The sequence below is a fragment of the Bradyrhizobium sp. UFLA06-06 genome, from assembly GCF_054820065.1.
Window position 1 is genome coordinate 120,918 of record NZ_JADFUD010000015.1, and the last position, 15,138, is coordinate 136,055.

The 15,138-nt window shown below is 65.1% G+C and carries 13 protein-coding genes; 4 read left to right on the top strand and 9 right to left on the bottom strand.

Going from position 1 to position 15,138, the window contains the following annotated elements:
* Window positions 1-3: 3 nt before the first annotated feature.
* Window positions 4-771 (bottom strand): SDR family NAD(P)-dependent oxidoreductase, encoded by a 768-nt coding sequence (locus IF803_RS15755; RefSeq protein WP_026192903.1) that lies wholly within the window; start codon window positions 769-771, stop codon window positions 4-6.
* Window positions 772-888: 117 nt separating this feature from the next.
* A complete protein-coding gene (locus tag IF803_RS15760) occupies window positions 889-1,596 on the bottom strand; it encodes a histidine phosphatase family protein (protein WP_461192706.1) in 708 nt (235 codons plus the stop codon).
* A gap of 139 nt (window positions 1,597-1,735) precedes the next feature.
* Between IF803_RS15760 and IF803_RS15765 the strand changes: the two genes are divergently transcribed.
* Window positions 1,736-2,521 carry an SDR family NAD(P)-dependent oxidoreductase gene (locus IF803_RS15765; protein WP_038380474.1) on the top strand — a complete coding sequence of 262 codons (786 nt, stop codon included), beginning with the start codon at window positions 1,736-1,738 and terminating at the stop codon, window positions 2,519-2,521.
* A 432-nt stretch (window positions 2,522-2,953) separates the two neighbouring features.
* Window positions 2,954-4,123: an acetylornithine deacetylase gene (gene argE, locus IF803_RS15770; protein WP_461192707.1), complete on the top strand. Its 1,170-nt coding sequence runs from the start codon at window positions 2,954-2,956 to the stop codon at window positions 4,121-4,123.
* A 111-nt stretch (window positions 4,124-4,234) separates the two neighbouring features.
* Here the strand turns inward: argE and IF803_RS15775 are convergent, their stop codons facing one another.
* The 3 genes from IF803_RS15775 to IF803_RS15785 all read right to left on the bottom strand — a co-directional run bounded on the left by IF803_RS15775 (window position 4,235) and on the right by IF803_RS15785 (window position 7,931).
* Window positions 4,235-5,149 carry a DMT family transporter gene (locus IF803_RS15775; protein WP_028339337.1) on the bottom strand — a complete coding sequence of 305 codons (915 nt, stop codon included), beginning with the start codon at window positions 5,147-5,149 and terminating at the stop codon, window positions 4,235-4,237.
* 355 nt (window positions 5,150-5,504) lie between these two features.
* A complete protein-coding gene (locus tag IF803_RS15780; RefSeq protein WP_018272167.1) occupies window positions 5,505-6,563 on the bottom strand; it encodes a phosphotransferase family protein in 1,059 nt (352 codons plus the stop codon).
* Window positions 6,564-6,698: 135 nt separating this feature from the next.
* A complete protein-coding gene (locus IF803_RS15785; RefSeq protein ID WP_461192708.1) occupies window positions 6,699-7,931 on the bottom strand; it encodes an acyl-CoA dehydrogenase family protein in 1,233 nt (410 codons plus the stop codon).
* Window positions 7,932-8,200: 269 nt separating this feature from the next.
* On the opposite strand from IF803_RS15785, the gene IF803_RS15790 reads away from it, so the two are divergent.
* Window positions 8,201-8,890, top strand: a complete 690-nt coding sequence (locus IF803_RS15790; RefSeq protein ID WP_137479802.1) for a TetR/AcrR family transcriptional regulator — start codon at window positions 8,201-8,203, stop codon at window positions 8,888-8,890.
* Window positions 8,891-8,919: 29 nt separating this feature from the next.
* Here the strand turns inward: IF803_RS15790 and IF803_RS15795 are convergent, their stop codons facing one another.
* Complete coding sequence (locus tag IF803_RS15795; RefSeq protein WP_461192709.1) at window positions 8,920-9,315, bottom strand: RidA family protein; 396 nt, start codon at window positions 9,313-9,315, stop codon at window positions 8,920-8,922.
* A gap of 243 nt (window positions 9,316-9,558) precedes the next feature.
* Complete coding sequence (locus IF803_RS15800) at window positions 9,559-10,785, bottom strand: CaiB/BaiF CoA transferase family protein (protein WP_461192710.1); 1,227 nt, start codon at window positions 10,783-10,785, stop codon at window positions 9,559-9,561.
* 269 nt (window positions 10,786-11,054) lie between these two features.
* Between IF803_RS15800 and IF803_RS15805 the strand changes: the two genes are divergently transcribed.
* Complete coding sequence (locus tag IF803_RS15805) at window positions 11,055-11,306, top strand: hypothetical protein (RefSeq protein WP_411783321.1); 252 nt, start codon at window positions 11,055-11,057, stop codon at window positions 11,304-11,306.
* Here the strand turns inward: IF803_RS15805 and IF803_RS15810 are convergent.
* Together IF803_RS15810 and IF803_RS15815 are read right to left on the bottom strand one after the other, a co-directional pair.
* Window positions 11,303-12,253, bottom strand: a complete 951-nt coding sequence (locus IF803_RS15810; protein ID WP_461192711.1) for an amidohydrolase family protein — start codon at window positions 12,251-12,253, stop codon at window positions 11,303-11,305. The genes IF803_RS15805 and IF803_RS15810 overlap by 4 nt on opposite strands.
* Before the next feature lie 216 nt (window positions 12,254-12,469).
* Window positions 12,470-15,133: a nitrate reductase gene (locus IF803_RS15815; RefSeq protein ID WP_461192712.1), complete on the bottom strand. Its 2,664-nt coding sequence runs from the start codon at window positions 15,131-15,133 to the stop codon at window positions 12,470-12,472.
* Window positions 15,134-15,138 lie beyond the last annotated feature (5 nt).

Here is a 15,138-nt window from a genome sequence, read left to right on the forward strand (position 1 = left end):
GCGTCAGCTGATCGTCGCGCCGCCGTCGATCACGATGGTCTGGCCGGTCATGAAGTCGCCGGCCCGCGAGCCCATCATCACGGCGGCGCCCGCGATCTCGTCCGGCACGCCGATCCGCAGCAGCGGCGAGCGCGCGGTCGAGGCCTTCAGATTGTCCGGATTGTCCCACAGCGCCTTCGCGAAGTCGGTCTTGATCAGGCCCGGCGCGATGCAGTTCACGCGGATATTGTGCTTGCCGTACTCGCAGGCGAGGTTGCGCGCGAGCTGCATGTCGGCGGCCTTGGAGATCGCGTAGGCGCCGAGGATGGTCGAGCCCTTCAGGCCGCCGATCGAGGACACGATGATGATCGAGCCGTCCTTGCGCTCGATCATCTGCGGCACCACCATCGAGATCAGCCAGTTGTTGGCGACGATGTTGTTGTCGAGGATCTTGCGGAACTGATCGTCGGAGATGCCGGCGAGCGGACCGTAATAAGGATTGGACGCCGCGTTGCAGACCAGCACGTCGATCTTGCCGAAGGCGCGGTTGCTCTCGTCGACCAGGTTCTGCAGGTTTTCCTTCGACGAGATGTTCGCCGCGATCGCAACCGCGGTGCCCTTGCCGTAGCTGTCGTTGATCTCCTTCGCCACCTGCTCGCAGACGTCGGCCTTGCGCGAGGAGATCACGACCTTGGCGCCGTGCTCGGCCATGCGCTCGGCGATCGCGCGTCCGATGCCGCGCGTCGAGCCGGTGATGACGGCGACTTTTCCCTTCATGTCGAACAAGGTCATGTTTCTCTCCCTGATGTTAAGTGTTCGTCTTAGCGTCATTCCGGGGCGACGCACCAGCGTCGAACCCGGAATCTCGAGATTCCGGGTCTGGTCCTTCGGACCATCCCGGAATGACGATCACGCAAGCTTGCTCGCCGGCCTGACTTCAGGTCCGGACGGCTGATGCATCGCGGCGTGGCGCGGATCGGCAATCCACGGCTGTTGGTTCACCATCGGCAGCCGCCAGGTCGACAGGCCGGCGCTCGCGATGTGATCGAGCCGCGTCACCGAGACGTTGTCGACGTCGAAGGACAATCCGCGGTCCGGCTGGCCGCCGAGCGCCAGCCCGACCGCGGCCTTGATCACGCCGCCATGGCCGACGGCGATGATATTCCTGCCCGCTTCCGCGGCGGTGATCCGCACAATGGTGCGGCAGACGCGGGTATAGAGATCCATGTAGCTCTCGCCGCCGGGCGCGGGCTCGTTGACATCGGCGAACCAGGCCGTGCCCGGCGGACGGCTGGCGAGAAACGCGGCGCGGTTCATGCCCTGCCATTGGCCGAGATGCTGCTCGGCGAAGTCGCGTTCCTGCGTCATGCTTTCCGGCTTTGGAAACCCGGCAGCCCAGATCGCGTCGGCTGTCTTGTGTGTGCGTTTCAAATTGCTCGAATACCAGACCGCATCGCGCGGCAGCATCTTGGCGACCGCCTCGAACACTTCGGTGTCGCCGGTGTCGCAGTCGATATCCTCTTGCCCGTAGATGTTGCCGCCGTCGCTGCGCACCGGCGCGTGGCGAACCCACCACCACCGCGTCACCTTCACGTCAGGCTTGTCTGGATTGGACATCGGATGAGCCCTTCAATAGTGTCCCGTCTCGCTGTACGTCACGCCGCACATCGCCTCAAGTGCTTCGGACGTTTGAAATTTTGTTTGAATTCCGTCGCGCGGCAGACGCGTCGGGGATCACATGAACAGGGAGAAAATCATGGGCCGCCTCGAAGGCAAATCCGTCATCATCACCGGCGCTGGCAGCGGCATCGGCCGCGCCGCCTCGCTGCTGTTCACCAGGGAAGGCGCCAAGCTGATCGCGGTCGATCGCACCGAGGGCGTGAACGAGACCGCCAAGCTGGTGCGCGACGCCGGCGGCACCGTTGAAGCCGTCACCGCCGATGCCGGCTCGGAGAGCGACGTGAAGGCCTTCATCGAGAAGGCGGTTTCGAAGTACGGCAAGCTCGATGCGATCTGGGCCAATGCCGGCGTCAGCGGCGGTCTCGTCCCGCTCGCCGACCAGACCGTCGAACATTGGCAGGAAGTGCTGCGCGTCAATCTGATCGGCCCGTTCCTCGCGATCAAGCATTCGATCCCGCACATGACGAAGCAAGGTTCCGGTTCGATCGTCTGCACCGCCTCCGTCGCGGGCCTGAAGTCGGGTGCCAGCGGACATCCGTATGGTGCGAGCAAGGCCGGCGTCATCAGCCTGGTGCAGACCACCGCCTACTCGCTCTCCGGCACCGGCGTGCGCATCAATGCGGTGTGCCCAGGCCTGATCGAGACCGGCATGACCAAGCCGGTGTTCGATCGCGCCAAGGAGCGCGGCACCCAGGACAAGATCGGCCAGCTCAATCCGCTCAAGCGCGCCGGCCAACCGCACGAGCTCGCCGCGATGGGATTGTTCCTGGCGAGCGATGAAGCGTCCTACGTCAACGGCCAGGCCATCCCGGTCGACGGCGGCCTGACGGCGTCGATGCCGTATACGGGCAAGCCGATTTAGCAAGGGCGCTCTCCGTTCGCTGGGCCTGCCAGTCCGTGTGACGCGACAACGGCGCCACATTCACAACTGTGGTCCCTGCGAAAGCAGGGACCCATACGCCGCGGCGCGTGTTGAGAACGGGACTCGTCGTCGCAGCATCGTTCAACAATCAGCATTTGTGGTTATGGGTCCCTGCCTTCGCAGGGACGACACCGAATATGTGGATGGGAGAGCGCAGCGAAACCCACCATGCTTCCGCGCCGATCAAAGTCGATCGGTTTCGCTGCGCTCTACCCAACCTTGCGCTGACTCATGGCCAGTGCCGTGCAATAACCGCCGGCAACGGTCCGAATATTGCTTGGCCTCGGAAGGCCAACCAGCTGTTATACTTCGCTGGCAGGATCGCCCGCACACTCGTCATTCCTCGCACAGTCCCTCGCAAACGAACAAGCAATGCAAAATCAACGTCCCGACCGCATCCGCAAGCTCTTGGCCGACCTCGTCGCCTTCGACACCGTCAGCGACCGCAGCAATCTGCCTCTGATCGACTACATCGAGCGCTACCTCGCCTCGCTTGGCCTCACGGGGCAACGCATCGTCGATGAGACCGGACAGAAATCCTCGTTGTGGGTCACGATCGGCCCCGAGGACAAGGCCGGGCTGGTGCTGTCGGGGCATACCGACGTCGTGCCGGTTGTGGGACAGGATTGGAGCCACAACCCGTTCGAGCTCGTCGAGCGCAATGGCCGGCTCTACGGCCGCGGCACCACCGACATGAAAGGCTTTGTCGCCGTCTGCCTCGCGATGGTTCCCGAGATGCTCGCGGCCGATCTGAAAACGCCGATCAATCTTGCCATCTCCTATGACGAGGAGATCGGCTGCGTCGGCGTGCGGCCGATGCTGCGCGAGGTCGCGCGCAGGCCGATCAAGCCGCTCGGCTGTTTCGTCGGCGAGCCGACCCAGATGCAGGTGATCATCGGGCACAAGGGCAAGCACGGCGTGCGCGCCACGTTCCGCGGGCTCGCCCGCCACTCCTCGATCGCGCCTGACGGCGTCAACGCCATCGAATATGCCGCCGACCTCATCACCGAAATCCGCCGCCGCGCCGCGTTGCTGGCCGCGGATGCCGAACAAGGCAGCCTCTACGATGTCCCGCACTCGACCCTGCTCACCAGCATCGTGCATGGCGGCGCCGCGCTGAACATCGTGCCCGACAGTTGCGTGGTGGAATTCGAATGCCGCGGCATCGGCATCACCGAGTCGAGAGAAGTGACAGACGCGATCATCGCCTGGGCGAAGGCCGAGATCGAGCCGGCGATGCGCAAGCGGCACCCCGAATGCGGCATCGACTTCGAGGAAATCCTCGACTACCCCGCGCTCGACACCGCCGCCGACGCTGCGATCGTCACGCTCGCCAAGCAATTTGCCGGCCGCAACGACCACGCCAAGGTCGCCTTCGGCACCGAGGCCAGCCTGTTCGTCAGCATGGCGGATGTGCCCTCCGTCGTGGTCGGCCCCGGCTCGATCGCACAGGCGCATACGCCGGACGAGTTCGTCGAGATGTCGCAGCTCGAGGCCTGCGGCGCATTCGTCGCGCGGCTGATCGCACATTGCGCGAAGTGATTTGCAAATGACTGCGTAGGATGGGTAGAGCGAGCGAAACCCATCACCTCGTATCCGCGGCGCCATGATGGGTATCGCTGCGCTCCACCCATCCTACGGATCACGGATGCCTCACAGCCCGTCCGGCGGCAATCCCGGTCCGGTCGCGGCGGGGCGGAGCTTGTCGCGCTTGCGCTCGCGGTAGAAGGCATAGAGGCCGGAGGCGACGATGATCGCGGCACCCGCGAGCATTGGACCGTCGGGCTTGTGGCCGAAGGCGAGATAACCTGTCAGCATCGCCCACGGCAGTGCGGTGTAGCGGAACGGCGCCACCGCCGAGATGTCGCCTGTGCGCAGCGACACGATGATGCACTGGTAACCGATCAGGATTAGCACCGCGGCGAAGGTGAGCAGGCCGAGCGCATTGCCGGACGGCGGCCGCCAGCCGCCGAGCGGGACAAGGACGACAGCACCCGCCGTCGTCACGGTCACGGTGGTGAGCAGCGTGATGAACACGGTCGGCAAGTGCTTCGGGATGCGGCGGGTGGCGAGATCGCGTACCGCGCAGAATCCGACCGACGCCAGCGCCAGCAGCGCAGCCTGGCTAAAGCCTTCCGCGCCGGGCCGAACGATGACGAGGACGCCGATGAAGCCGGCGGCGATCGCCAGCCAGCGCCGCCAGCCGACCGGCTCGCCGAACACCAGCGCGGCGCCGAGCGTGATGACCAGCGGCAGCGCCTGGAAGATCGCCGAGGCGTTGGCGAGCGGAATCTGCGAGATCGCCGAGAGATAGGTCAGCGTGCCGCCGATCTCGCCAAGGACGCGCAGTCCGACCGGCCAGATCAGCAGCGCGCCAAAACTGCGCAACGCGTCGCGGTACCAGGCGAGCGCCGCGACCAGCACCATCGCGACCAGGCCGCGGACGAGCAGGATCTCGCCGATGTTGAGCTCCGCCGACACCGCCTTGGTGATGGTGTCGTTGACCGTGAAGCTGGCCATGGCCGCAGCCATGAACAGGCTGCCGCGAAGGTTCGAGGAGAGGGTCAAAATGAAAATGTCCGATCAGGACCAGGGCGGCCGTTGACCGGACTGACTTGCCAAAGCGGCAGCGCGAACTCAAGTCACAGATGGCTACAATGCGGAAACATGCCGCACCTTGCAGCGGCGGCGCGATCTTGCTCTCTCGCCCCGCTCTTGCGGGGTCGAGACGAGCGCAGCTCGCTCTTAGAGGGTTGGGGTGAGAGGCTACCTCGGCAAACCCGGTGACAGATGAACTCGCGGAGAGTCCCCCTCACCCGGATCGCATTTCGCTTCGCTGCATGCGTTCCGACCTCTCCCCGCAAGCGGGGCGAGGTGAAAGCAAAGCGGCGCGAACCCTGCGGGATCGCGCCGCGTTCCTGGATCAGGTTGCGCCGGCCTTCTGCGCGTATTCCCATGACGCCTGCGACAGCGGCACGGTGCGCTTGGCCGACTCGAGGGCCTTGGCATTCGACGCGGTGCCGTCGCGCACCCGCCCCGCAATGCCCTGCGTGATGCCCGCAAGGCGGAACAGATTGTAGGAGAAATACCAGTTCAGGTCGGGCACCGGGATGCCGGTCACGTCGCAGTAGATCTGCGCCGCCTCATCCTGGCTCGGAATGTTCAATGCCTTGAGGTCGGCATTGACGAGGCCCGGCATGGTCCACTGCATCAGCAGATAGGTGAAGTCGGCCATGGGATCGCCGAGCGTCGACAATTCCCAGTCGAGCACCGCCTGCACCCGCGGCTCGGTGGCGTGGAAGATCATGTTGTCAAGGCGATAGTCGCCATGCACGATCGAGACGCGCTTCTGCTCCGGAACGGTTTTCGGCAGCCACTCGGCGAGCTTCTCGAATTCGGGAATGTGCTGCGTTTCGGAGGCGCGGTACTGCTTGGTCCAGCGATCGACCTGTCGCGCAAAATAATTGCCGGGCTTGCCGAAATCGCCGAGGCCGATCGCCTCGGGATTGAACAGATGAAGCTTGGCCAGCGTCTCGATCTTGCTGGCGAAGATCTTGCGGCGCGCGTCGGGCTCCTGGGTCGGTAGCGTCGGATCCCAGAACACCCGCCCCTCCTCCATCGACATGATGTAGAAGGCCGAGCCGATCACCGCGTCGTCGGTGCACAGCGCGTAGGCTTTCGCGACCGGGAAATTCTGCTTGCCGAGCGCCGCGATCACGCGGAACTCACGATCGACCGCATGCGCCGACGGCAACAATTTACCGAACGGCTTGCGCCGCATCACGTAGTTGCGGCCGGGGGTCTCGAGCTTGTAGGTCGGGTTGGATTGGCCACCCTTGAACTGCAGGACCGTGAGCGGGCCCTGATAACCCTCGACGTGTTCCCTCATCCAGGCGTCGAGACTGGCCTCGTTGATACGATGGCGCTCCTCGACTTCCCTTGTGCCGGAAAATTCTTCGTCTTTCCTGACGCCGTCCGCCACGATGACGCTCCCTCAACTCGATTTTTCAAGGAGCGCGTCGGGGCGCTCCCTCAATCAGGCTGGCACGCCAGCCTGATCTCTCTTTTTCATTCTGAGCACGATGTGCGCGCGAACGCCATGCGTTCCGCATCATGCTCAGTGCGACGTGTTTGCATACTTCCGAAGTTCAAGTCTGGCAATGGCGCGATTGTGCACTTCGTCCGGACCGTCGGCGAGACGGAGCGTGCGGATGTGGGCATAGGCGCGGGCGAGGCCTGCTTCGTCGGAGACGCCGCCGCCGCCATAGGCCTGGATCGCCTGGTCGATGATCTTCAGCGCCATGTTGGGAGCCGCGACCTTGATCATCGCAATCTCGGCCTGCGCGGTCTTGTTGCCGACCTTGTCCATCATGTCGGCGGCCTTGAGACAGAGCAGACGGTTCATCTCGATGTCGGCGCGGGCCTCGCCGATGCGCTGCTCCCAGACCGAGTGCTCGATGATCTTCTTACCGAACGCGGTGCGCGAGGCGAGCCGCTTCACCATCTTCTCCAGCGCCTCCTCGGCCTGGCCGATGGTGCGCATGCAGTGATGGATGCGGCCCGGACCGAGTCGGCCCTGCGCGATCTCGAAGCCGCGGCCTTCGCCAAGCAGGATGTTTTCCTTCGGCACGCGCACGTTCTCGAGCAGCACCTGGGCGTGGCCGTGCGGCGCGTCGTCGAAGCCGAACACCGGCAGCATCTTCTCGACCTTGATGCCGGGGGTGTCGAGCGGCACCAGGATCTGCGACTGCTGCTGATGCTTGGCGGCGTTGAAATCGGTCTTGCCCATCAGGATCGCGATCTTGCAGCGGGGATCGCCGACGCCCGACGACCACCATTTGCGGCCGTTGATGACGTAGTGGTCGCCGTCCTTCTCGATGCGGGTCTCGATGTTGGTGGCGTCGGAGGAAGCGACCGCCGGCTCGGTCATCAGGAAGGCGGAGCGGATCTCGCCGTCCATCAGCGGGCGCAGCCATTTGCGCTTCTGCTCCTTGGTGCCGTAGCGGATGAACACTTCCATGTTGCCGGTATCGGGGGCGGAGCAGTTGAACACTTCGGACGCCCAGGAGATGCGACCCATCTCTTCCGACAGCAGCGCGTATTCGAGATTGGTCAATCCCGCGCCATGGAATTCATCGTCCTCATGCGAGGACGGCGGCATGAACATGTTCCAAAGGCCTTCGGCCTTCGCCTTCTTCTTCAGATCCTCGAGGATCGGGATCACCTTCCAGCGCGGGCCCTCGGCGTCCTGCCTGTCGTAGATCGGCACGGCGGGGCGAACATGCGCTTTCATGAAAGCCTGAACGCGCTCCAGCCACTCCTTCTGCTTGGGCGACATCGTGAAATCCATGGGACGCTCCTCGTTTCCTAGACTTGGGCCGCTGACCCGGGCGGATGACCTGGGCCGTAGCCATTTGTCGACATTGTTGACCCCGCCTCCGCGGCTCGCAAGGGCGTTCGCGGAAGGGCGGCGGTGGTGTGCCAGAAGACCGCCCGCAATGCGCGGATTGACATTTCCGGCTCTTCAAACGATAGTTTCATACAAATGTTTGAAATGCAACTCCCTGTCGTCTTCGTCATTCCCCGGCGTACCGCGGAATAACGGAAAGGCTCCCAGCCATGGCCAGCGACCAGACCCGATCCGCCATTCTCGCCGCCGCCGAGCGGCTCTATGCCGACCGCGGCTTCGGCGACGTCACGCTGCGCGACATCGTCGCGGAGGCGAACGTCAACCTCGCGGCGGTGAACTATCATTTCGGCTCCAAGGACGAATTGATCGCGGAGCTGTTCGTCACCCGCAGCATCCAGACCAACCGCGAGCGCCTCAACGAACTGCGGGCGGCGGAGGAAAAAGGCGGCGGCCGCGCCGCGATCGAGGACATCATGCGCGCCCTCGTCGGCCCCACCCTGCGCGGCTGCCTCGGGCCGGATCGCGAGGGCTCGACCGCGGCGCGCTTCATGATCCGCGCCTCGATCGAATCCGTGCCGCCGATCCGTCGCATCAAGAATCGCGAGGTGGATCATTTGCGGAAATTCGCCGCCGCGATGCGCCGCGCGATGCCGGCCAGCAGCGACACCGAGCTCTATTGGGGCCTGCACTTCGCGCTCGCGATGGCGCATCACACCATCCGCGAGAAGGAACGCCTGCTGCGGCTGTCGGAAGGCAAATGCGACCTCGACGACGTCCGCGCCATCATCGACCGCGTGGTCACGGTCTCGGTGATGGCGCTGACGATGGGCGACGTGCCGAGCAGGCCGGCCGCGCGGCCGGTCGCGATGCACGGCCGGCTGACGCGCCAGGATCTGTGAAGCGAGGGCGCCGCTGCGGCGCCCTGCCCTTACACCATCGCGATGCAGTCGATCTCGACGTCGAACGGCCCGGTCCATTCCGGGATGCAGACGAAGGTCCGCGCCGGCGGCTGGTGCGGGAAGTACCTTGCATAGACTGCATTGAAGGTTGTGAAGTGCTTTGCCGAGGTGCAGAACACGTTGCACTTCATCACATTGTCGAGCGTGGCGCCGGCCGCCTCGAGGCATTGCTTGAGCTGCTCCATGACCAGCTCGCTTTGCCGCTCCATCGACGCGCCGGCGGCGAACTCGCCGGTCGCGGGATCGAACGGCGGCAGGCCGGAGACGAACACCATGTTGCCGGCCCGGGTCACCGGCGATGCCGGCGCCTTCCAGCGCTCAAGCCAGCTCGAGATCGGCTCGACGCGGACCACTTCCCGTTTCATGATGGGCACCTTCGATGAGGGATCGATGGCGCCAACCTAGCAGGTGGATGTCAATTATGCTTCGATATTGATCGAAGTGTTATTGCGCGGGCTCCACTGTCTAACCGTCATCCTGAGGAGGCCGCGCAGCGGCCGTCTCGAAGGATCGACGGGCACCAGCCGGCCCGTTCATCCTTCGAGACGCGGCCAAGTGGCCGCTCCTCAGGATGACGGAACGGTGGCCCGCGGCCTCGAAGTCAGCGCCTACAATATCCCCTGCGCCTTCAGCCCCTCGACCTTGGCGTCGTCATAACCGATGGTCGCCAACACTTCGTTGGTGTCGGCCCCTAACAGCGGCGGGGCGCGGTATTCGGTGATCGGCGTGCCCGAGAAGGTCAGCGCGTTGCGGATCAGCGACAGGTTCGGCTCGAAGGGATGGTCGACCTTGACCCGCATGCCGCGCGACTGCACGTGCGGATCGCTGAACACCTGCTCGAAATTGTTGATCGGGCCGGACGGCACGCCGGCCTCCTCGAGCTTCTCCAGCCAGTAGGCCACCGGATGCTTCAGGAACAGCCCGGCGAAGATCGCCATGATCTCCTTGCCGTGCACGACGCGGTCGTTGTTCTTGACGAAGCGCTTGTCGCTCGCGAGCTCGGGCTCGCCGAGCACGGCGCAGGTGCGCTGGAACTGGCCGTCATTGCCGACCACGAGCATCAGCTCGCCGTCGGTGCAGCGGAACACGCCGGCCGGCATGCCGCCATTGCCCCAGGTGCCGCGGCGCGGCGGGGTCTTGCCATTGACGAGGTAGATCTGCAGCCAGTGCGACAGCGACGCGATCACCGTGTCGAACAGGCAGACGTCGATATGCTGCCCTTCCCCGTTGTTGGCATCGCGATGGTAGAGCGCCGAGAGGATGCCGATCGAGGTGTTCATGCCGGTCATGTAGTCGACGATCGAAGGGCCGACCTTCATCGGGCCCTCGCCGGGCTCGCCGTCGATATGGCCGGTGACGCTCATCAGCCCGCCCATCGCCTGCAGGATCGCGTCATAGCCGGCGCGCGGCGCGTAAGGTCCGGTCTGGCCGAAACCGGTGACCGAGCAATAGATGATGCCGGGGTTGAGCTGCTTGATGGTCTCGTAGTCGAGGCCGTAGCGCTTGAGATCGCCGACCTTGTAGTTCTCCATCATCACGTCGGCCGTCTTGGCGAGCTCGCGGATGATCGCCTGCCCTTCCGGCTTGGCGATGTTGACGGTGACCGACTTCTTGTTGCGGTTGGCGCAGAGATAGAACGAGTTGTTGTTGTTCTGCTTGCCTTCGGGGTCGGCGAGATAGGGCGGGCCGAAGGCACGGGCGTCGTCGCCGCCGCCGGGCCGCTCGATCTTGATCACCTCGGCGCCGAGATCCGCCAGCATCTGGGCCGACAGCGGGCCCGCGAGCACCCGCGTCAGGTCGAGAATCTTGATGCCCGAGAGTGGCAGAGCCGACATGAACGTTCCTCCAAATCTTGATATCTTGATTGTGTGGCGCCGGGCCGCTGCCCGCGCGCGCTCAAGCCTGCCGATACACCATTTTGGTGTGGCGAGCACTGCATTGTCGGCATGAAGCCATCCCCGGGCGGCCTATGTGCGGCGCACCGGCGGTATTTGGCCGGAACCGGCCGGCCCCCGCCCGGATTGCCGCCACGCGAAATTGTGAAGATGGCCGACACCGATTTGCCTTGGCGTCAGCGGTATTTTGCCGCGACGAGGAGGAAAAGATGCGGACGATCACGACGGTCGGGTTGCTGCTGACGCTGGTTGCGGCCGCGATGCCGGCGGTGGATGCGCGCGGCGGCCACGGCCATGGCGGCGGGCACGCGATGCATGGCATGCACTTTGGCGGCGCCACTGGCGCCGGCGGTTTTGCCGACGACAAGCACCACGGCAACGATGCCTTTACCAAGGCAGCTTCGGATGAGGAGGACCGCCTGCTCAACAGCAAGCTGAAGAGCATCTGCCGCGGCTGCTAGGACGACATCCAGCGAAGCCGCGCCAGGATCGCGCGGCCCATGATCCAGTCCTTGTCGCTTTCGGTGAGGAACGGAAGCTCCTGCGTGAATTGCGTCACGCGCTGCCGGTAAGTGGCCCGGGCGAATGAATTGGTTATATCGGTTCCCCAGTGGCAGCGTTCCGGGCCGTAGGCGTCGAACAGGCGGTGGATATGCGGGATCACGTCGCGAAATGGATATGGCTCAGTCGAAATCAGCGGGATCGACGACAGCTTCACCGATACATTCGCATATTTTGCGAGCGCGGCCGCCTGGACGATAGCTTCCGGCACCATGTTGTTTTCCGATGAGCCGGGACGAGGGCGAAGTCCCGCGCCGACGCCCATGTGATCGATGATGAGCGTAAGTTGCGGGTGCCGCTCGGCGATGCGGGCGAACAGCGACGTCTGCCCCTCGGTGAGAAACATCACCGGCAGGCGGGCCTTCTCCGCCGCCGGCCAGAACCAGTCCGCGGTCCCGTCTGTCAGCCACGCCGCTTCGCCGGGGCCGAAGTTCAACCTCACGCCCAGTACGCCGGGCTGGTCGCGCCAAGTCGCCAGCCGTGCCGCGCGGTCGGGCTTGTCGAGGGCGACACGCGCCATGATGGCGAAGCGGCCCGGATACCGTCTGACTGCCTCTTGGGCATAATCGATGCGCTCACCTTCAAGCGACACTGGCGGAACGATGATGACGCGGTCGACGCCAGCCTCGTCCATCAGTGGAATGATTCGCTCGATGGTGAAGGGCTCCGGAAGCTGCGGTTTGGCACCGGGGAGCCAGGGTCTTTCCGGGGTGCTCGCCGGCCACAGGTGAACCTGCGAATCGACGATCACTCGTTTTTGCGGCGCGACTGCTGCCGTGGCGCGTTGCATTGACAGCGCGACGCCGGTCGCGACGGTGCCGGTCAGAAAATGACGGCGAGAAGGCATGTAATCTCCTTCCTGTTCGATAGCTTTGCTCACGACACAATGGTGATCGACACGGCGCCCCCTGGGCTGGGGTCAAAGCAAATTGGCTCGCAATATTGAAGATCACATCAGGAAATTGCGGCCGTAGAAATAGGGCTCAAGGTCAATTTGCGCCGCAACAATCTTGAACCACGCATGTCTCGGTTGGACCCTGGCGCGGCGGCGATGCGTAGCGACTTACGACGCGATCGCCTGCCGCGGCTGCGCGGTGGCGCCGATCAGCTTGCCGATCTCGGGCTTGCAGCCGCCGCAATTGGTGCCGGCCTTCAGGCAGCGGCCGATCGCATCGACGCTGTCGGCGCCCTTTTTGATCTCGGCGGTGATCTGGTGCCGTCCGACGCTGAAGCAGGAGCAGACGATCGGGCCGACATCCTCGCCCGCGCCGAACGGCCGTCCGGCGAGCAGCGCCATCCGCGCATTGGCCGACAATTGCTGTTCGGCGAACAGCCCGGTCAGCCAGGCCCGCGACGGCAGCGTGTGATCGGGCGCGATGAACACACAGCCCTCGAGCCGGCCGTCGCGCACCGCCGCGTAGCGGAAGCGGCCCGCGGCCGGATCGCGATAGGCGATCCATTCGATCTCGACACCTTCGAGGCCGAGCTGCGCCCGCGCCCAGTCGCGCCAGCTCTCCGGGCGGGTATCGAGCGCAAGTTCGAGCCGCGTGCAATCGCCGGCCTTGCCGTAAACCCAATAGCCGCTGGCCGGACGCCTGATCGCGTCGCGGCTCAGGATGAAGGCGTGCCATTTCGGCGCGTAAGGATCGGCCCTGACCGGCGTGTGCTTGGACTCCGGCTGGCCGGACAGCGGATCGACCGCCGGATTGACCAGCGCGTTGACGCGGCCCTCGCCGGCGAACTCCTCGTTCCAGTGCATCGGCACGAACACGCAGCCGCGGCGCTGGTCGGCGCTGACCACGACGCGCGCGATCATCTCGCCCCAGCTGCTGGTCAGCCGCACCAGCCCTTCGTTTTGCAGCCCGGCCTGCCGCGCGTCCTCGGGGTGGAACTCGGCATAGGGCTCGAAGACATGCGCCATCAATCGTCCGGTTTTTCCGGTCCGGGTCATGGTGTGCCACTGATCGCGCACGCGGCCGGTGTTGAGCACCAGCGGAAAGTCGCGGCTGGTGGCGTGGCGCGCCGCGCGCGGCGCCACCGGCACGAAGCGCGCCTTGCGGTCCGGCGTGAAGAATTGCTGGCTCTCGAACATCCGCGGCGTGCCGGCCGGATGGTCTGACGTCACCGGCCACTGCACCGGCGCCAGCGCGTCATAGGCGTCATCATCCAGCGTCGCCAGCGCCGAGATGTCGAAATCGCGCCGGCCGCTGTTCTCGAAGCCCGACAGTTCGGCGTGCTCGCGGAACACCTCGGCAACCGAAGCGTAGTCGAAGCCGGAATACCCCATCCGGACGGCGACGTCGCAGATGATGCGCCAGTCGGCGCGCGCCTCGCCCGGAGCTGCCAGGAACGGCCGCTGCCGCGAGATCCGGCGCTCGGAATTGGTGACAGTGCCGTCCTTCTCGCCCCACGCCAGCGCCGGCAGCAGCACGTCGGCATGGCGCGTGGTGTCGGTGTCGCGCATGCAATCCGTCACCACGACGAGCTCGCAGGCGTCGAGCGCGGCGCGCGCGCGATCGGCATCCGGCAGGCTCACCACCGGATTGGTCGAGATAATCCACACCGCTTTGATGCGGCCGTCGGCGATCGCATCGAACATGTCGACCGCCTTCAGCCCGGCCTTTTCCGCGATCACCGGCGCACGCCAGAACCGCTGCACCAGCGCGCGATGCGCGGGGTTGTCGATCTCCATATGCGCGGCGAGCTGGTTAGCGAGCCCGCCGACCTCGCGGCCGCCCATCGCGTTGGGCTGGCCGGTCAGCGAGAACGGCCCCATGCCGGGACGGCCGATGCGCCCAGTCAGGAGATGACAATTGATGATGGCGTTGACCTTGTCGACGCCGCTCGACGACTGGTTGATGCCTTGCGAATACAGCGTGACGACGCGCTCGGTCCGGGTGAACCAGTCGAAGAACAGCCCGACCGCGCCTTCGGTCAGGCCGCAGGTCGCCGCGGTCTGCGCCACGGTCTGGCCGCCGACCTGCTTGAGCGCGTCGACGACACCCGTCGTGCAATTGCCGACAAAGCCGCGGTCGACCGCGTTGCTGCCGGCAAGAAAGGCGAACAGGCCGTTGAACAGCACGGAGTCGCTGCCCGAGCGCAGCGGCAGATGCAGATCGGCGCCCTCGCAGGTCGCGGTGCGGCGCGGATCGATCACCACGATCTTGCAGGCCGGGTTCTTCTCCTTCGCCGCCAGCATGCGCTGGTGCAGGATCGGATGGCACCAGGCGGCGTTGGAGCCGACCAGCACCAGAAGGTCCGCCTGCTCGAGATCCTCGTAGCAACCCGGCACGGTGTCGCTGCCGAAGGCGCGCTTGTGCCCGGCGACGCTGGAGGCCATGCACAGCCGCGAATTGGTGTCGATATTGGCGGTGCCGACGAAGCCCTTGGCGAGCTTGTTGATGACGTAATAGTCCTCGGTCAGCAGCTGGCCGGAGACATAGAACGCGACCGCGTCCGGGCCGTGCTCACGAATAATGCGATTAAAGCCATCGGCGACGCGATCGAGCGCGTCGTCCCATGCCGCCGGCGCGCCGTCCACCATCGGCTCGAGCAGACGCCCGTCGAGATCGATGGTCTCGGCGAGCGCCGAGCCCTTGCTGCAGAGCCGGCCGAAATTGGCGGGATGCTGCCTGTCGCCCGCGACGGTGACGGCACCCGCCGCGTCCTTCGACGCGATGACGCCACAGCCGACACCGCAATAGGGACACGTGGTCTTGACGGACATTGCCT

Bases quoted from the DNA above. Each gene is read 5' to 3' on its own strand.
- IF803_RS15755 (WP_026192903.1), bottom strand. From the start codon at position 771: ATGACCTTGTTCGACATGAAGGGAAAAGTCGCCGTCATCACCGGCTCG.
- IF803_RS15760 (WP_461192706.1), bottom strand. From the start codon at position 1,596: ATGTCCAATCCAGACAAGCCTGACGTGAAGGTGACGCGGTGGTGGTGG.
- IF803_RS15765 (WP_038380474.1), top strand. From the start codon at position 1,736: ATGGGCCGCCTCGAAGGCAAATCCGTCATCATCACCGGCGCTGGCAGC.
- argE (WP_461192707.1), top strand. From the start codon at position 2,954: ATGCAAAATCAACGTCCCGACCGCATCCGCAAGCTCTTGGCCGACCTC.
- IF803_RS15785 (WP_461192708.1), bottom strand. From the start codon at position 7,931: ATGGATTTCACGATGTCGCCCAAGCAGAAGGAGTGGCTGGAGCGCGTT.
- IF803_RS15790 (WP_137479802.1), top strand. From the start codon at position 8,201: ATGGCCAGCGACCAGACCCGATCCGCCATTCTCGCCGCCGCCGAGCGG.
- IF803_RS15795 (WP_461192709.1), bottom strand. From the start codon at position 9,315: ATGAAACGGGAAGTGGTCCGCGTCGAGCCGATCTCGAGCTGGCTTGAG.
- IF803_RS15800 (WP_461192710.1), bottom strand. From the start codon at position 10,785: ATGTCGGCTCTGCCACTCTCGGGCATCAAGATTCTCGACCTGACGCGG.
- IF803_RS15805 (WP_411783321.1), top strand. From the start codon at position 11,055: ATGCGGACGATCACGACGGTCGGGTTGCTGCTGACGCTGGTTGCGGCC.
- IF803_RS15810 (WP_461192711.1), bottom strand. From the start codon at position 12,253: ATGCCTTCTCGCCGTCATTTTCTGACCGGCACCGTCGCGACCGGCGTC.
- IF803_RS15815 (WP_461192712.1), bottom strand. From the start codon at position 15,133: ATGTCCGTCAAGACCACGTGTCCCTATTGCGGTGTCGGCTGTGGCGTC.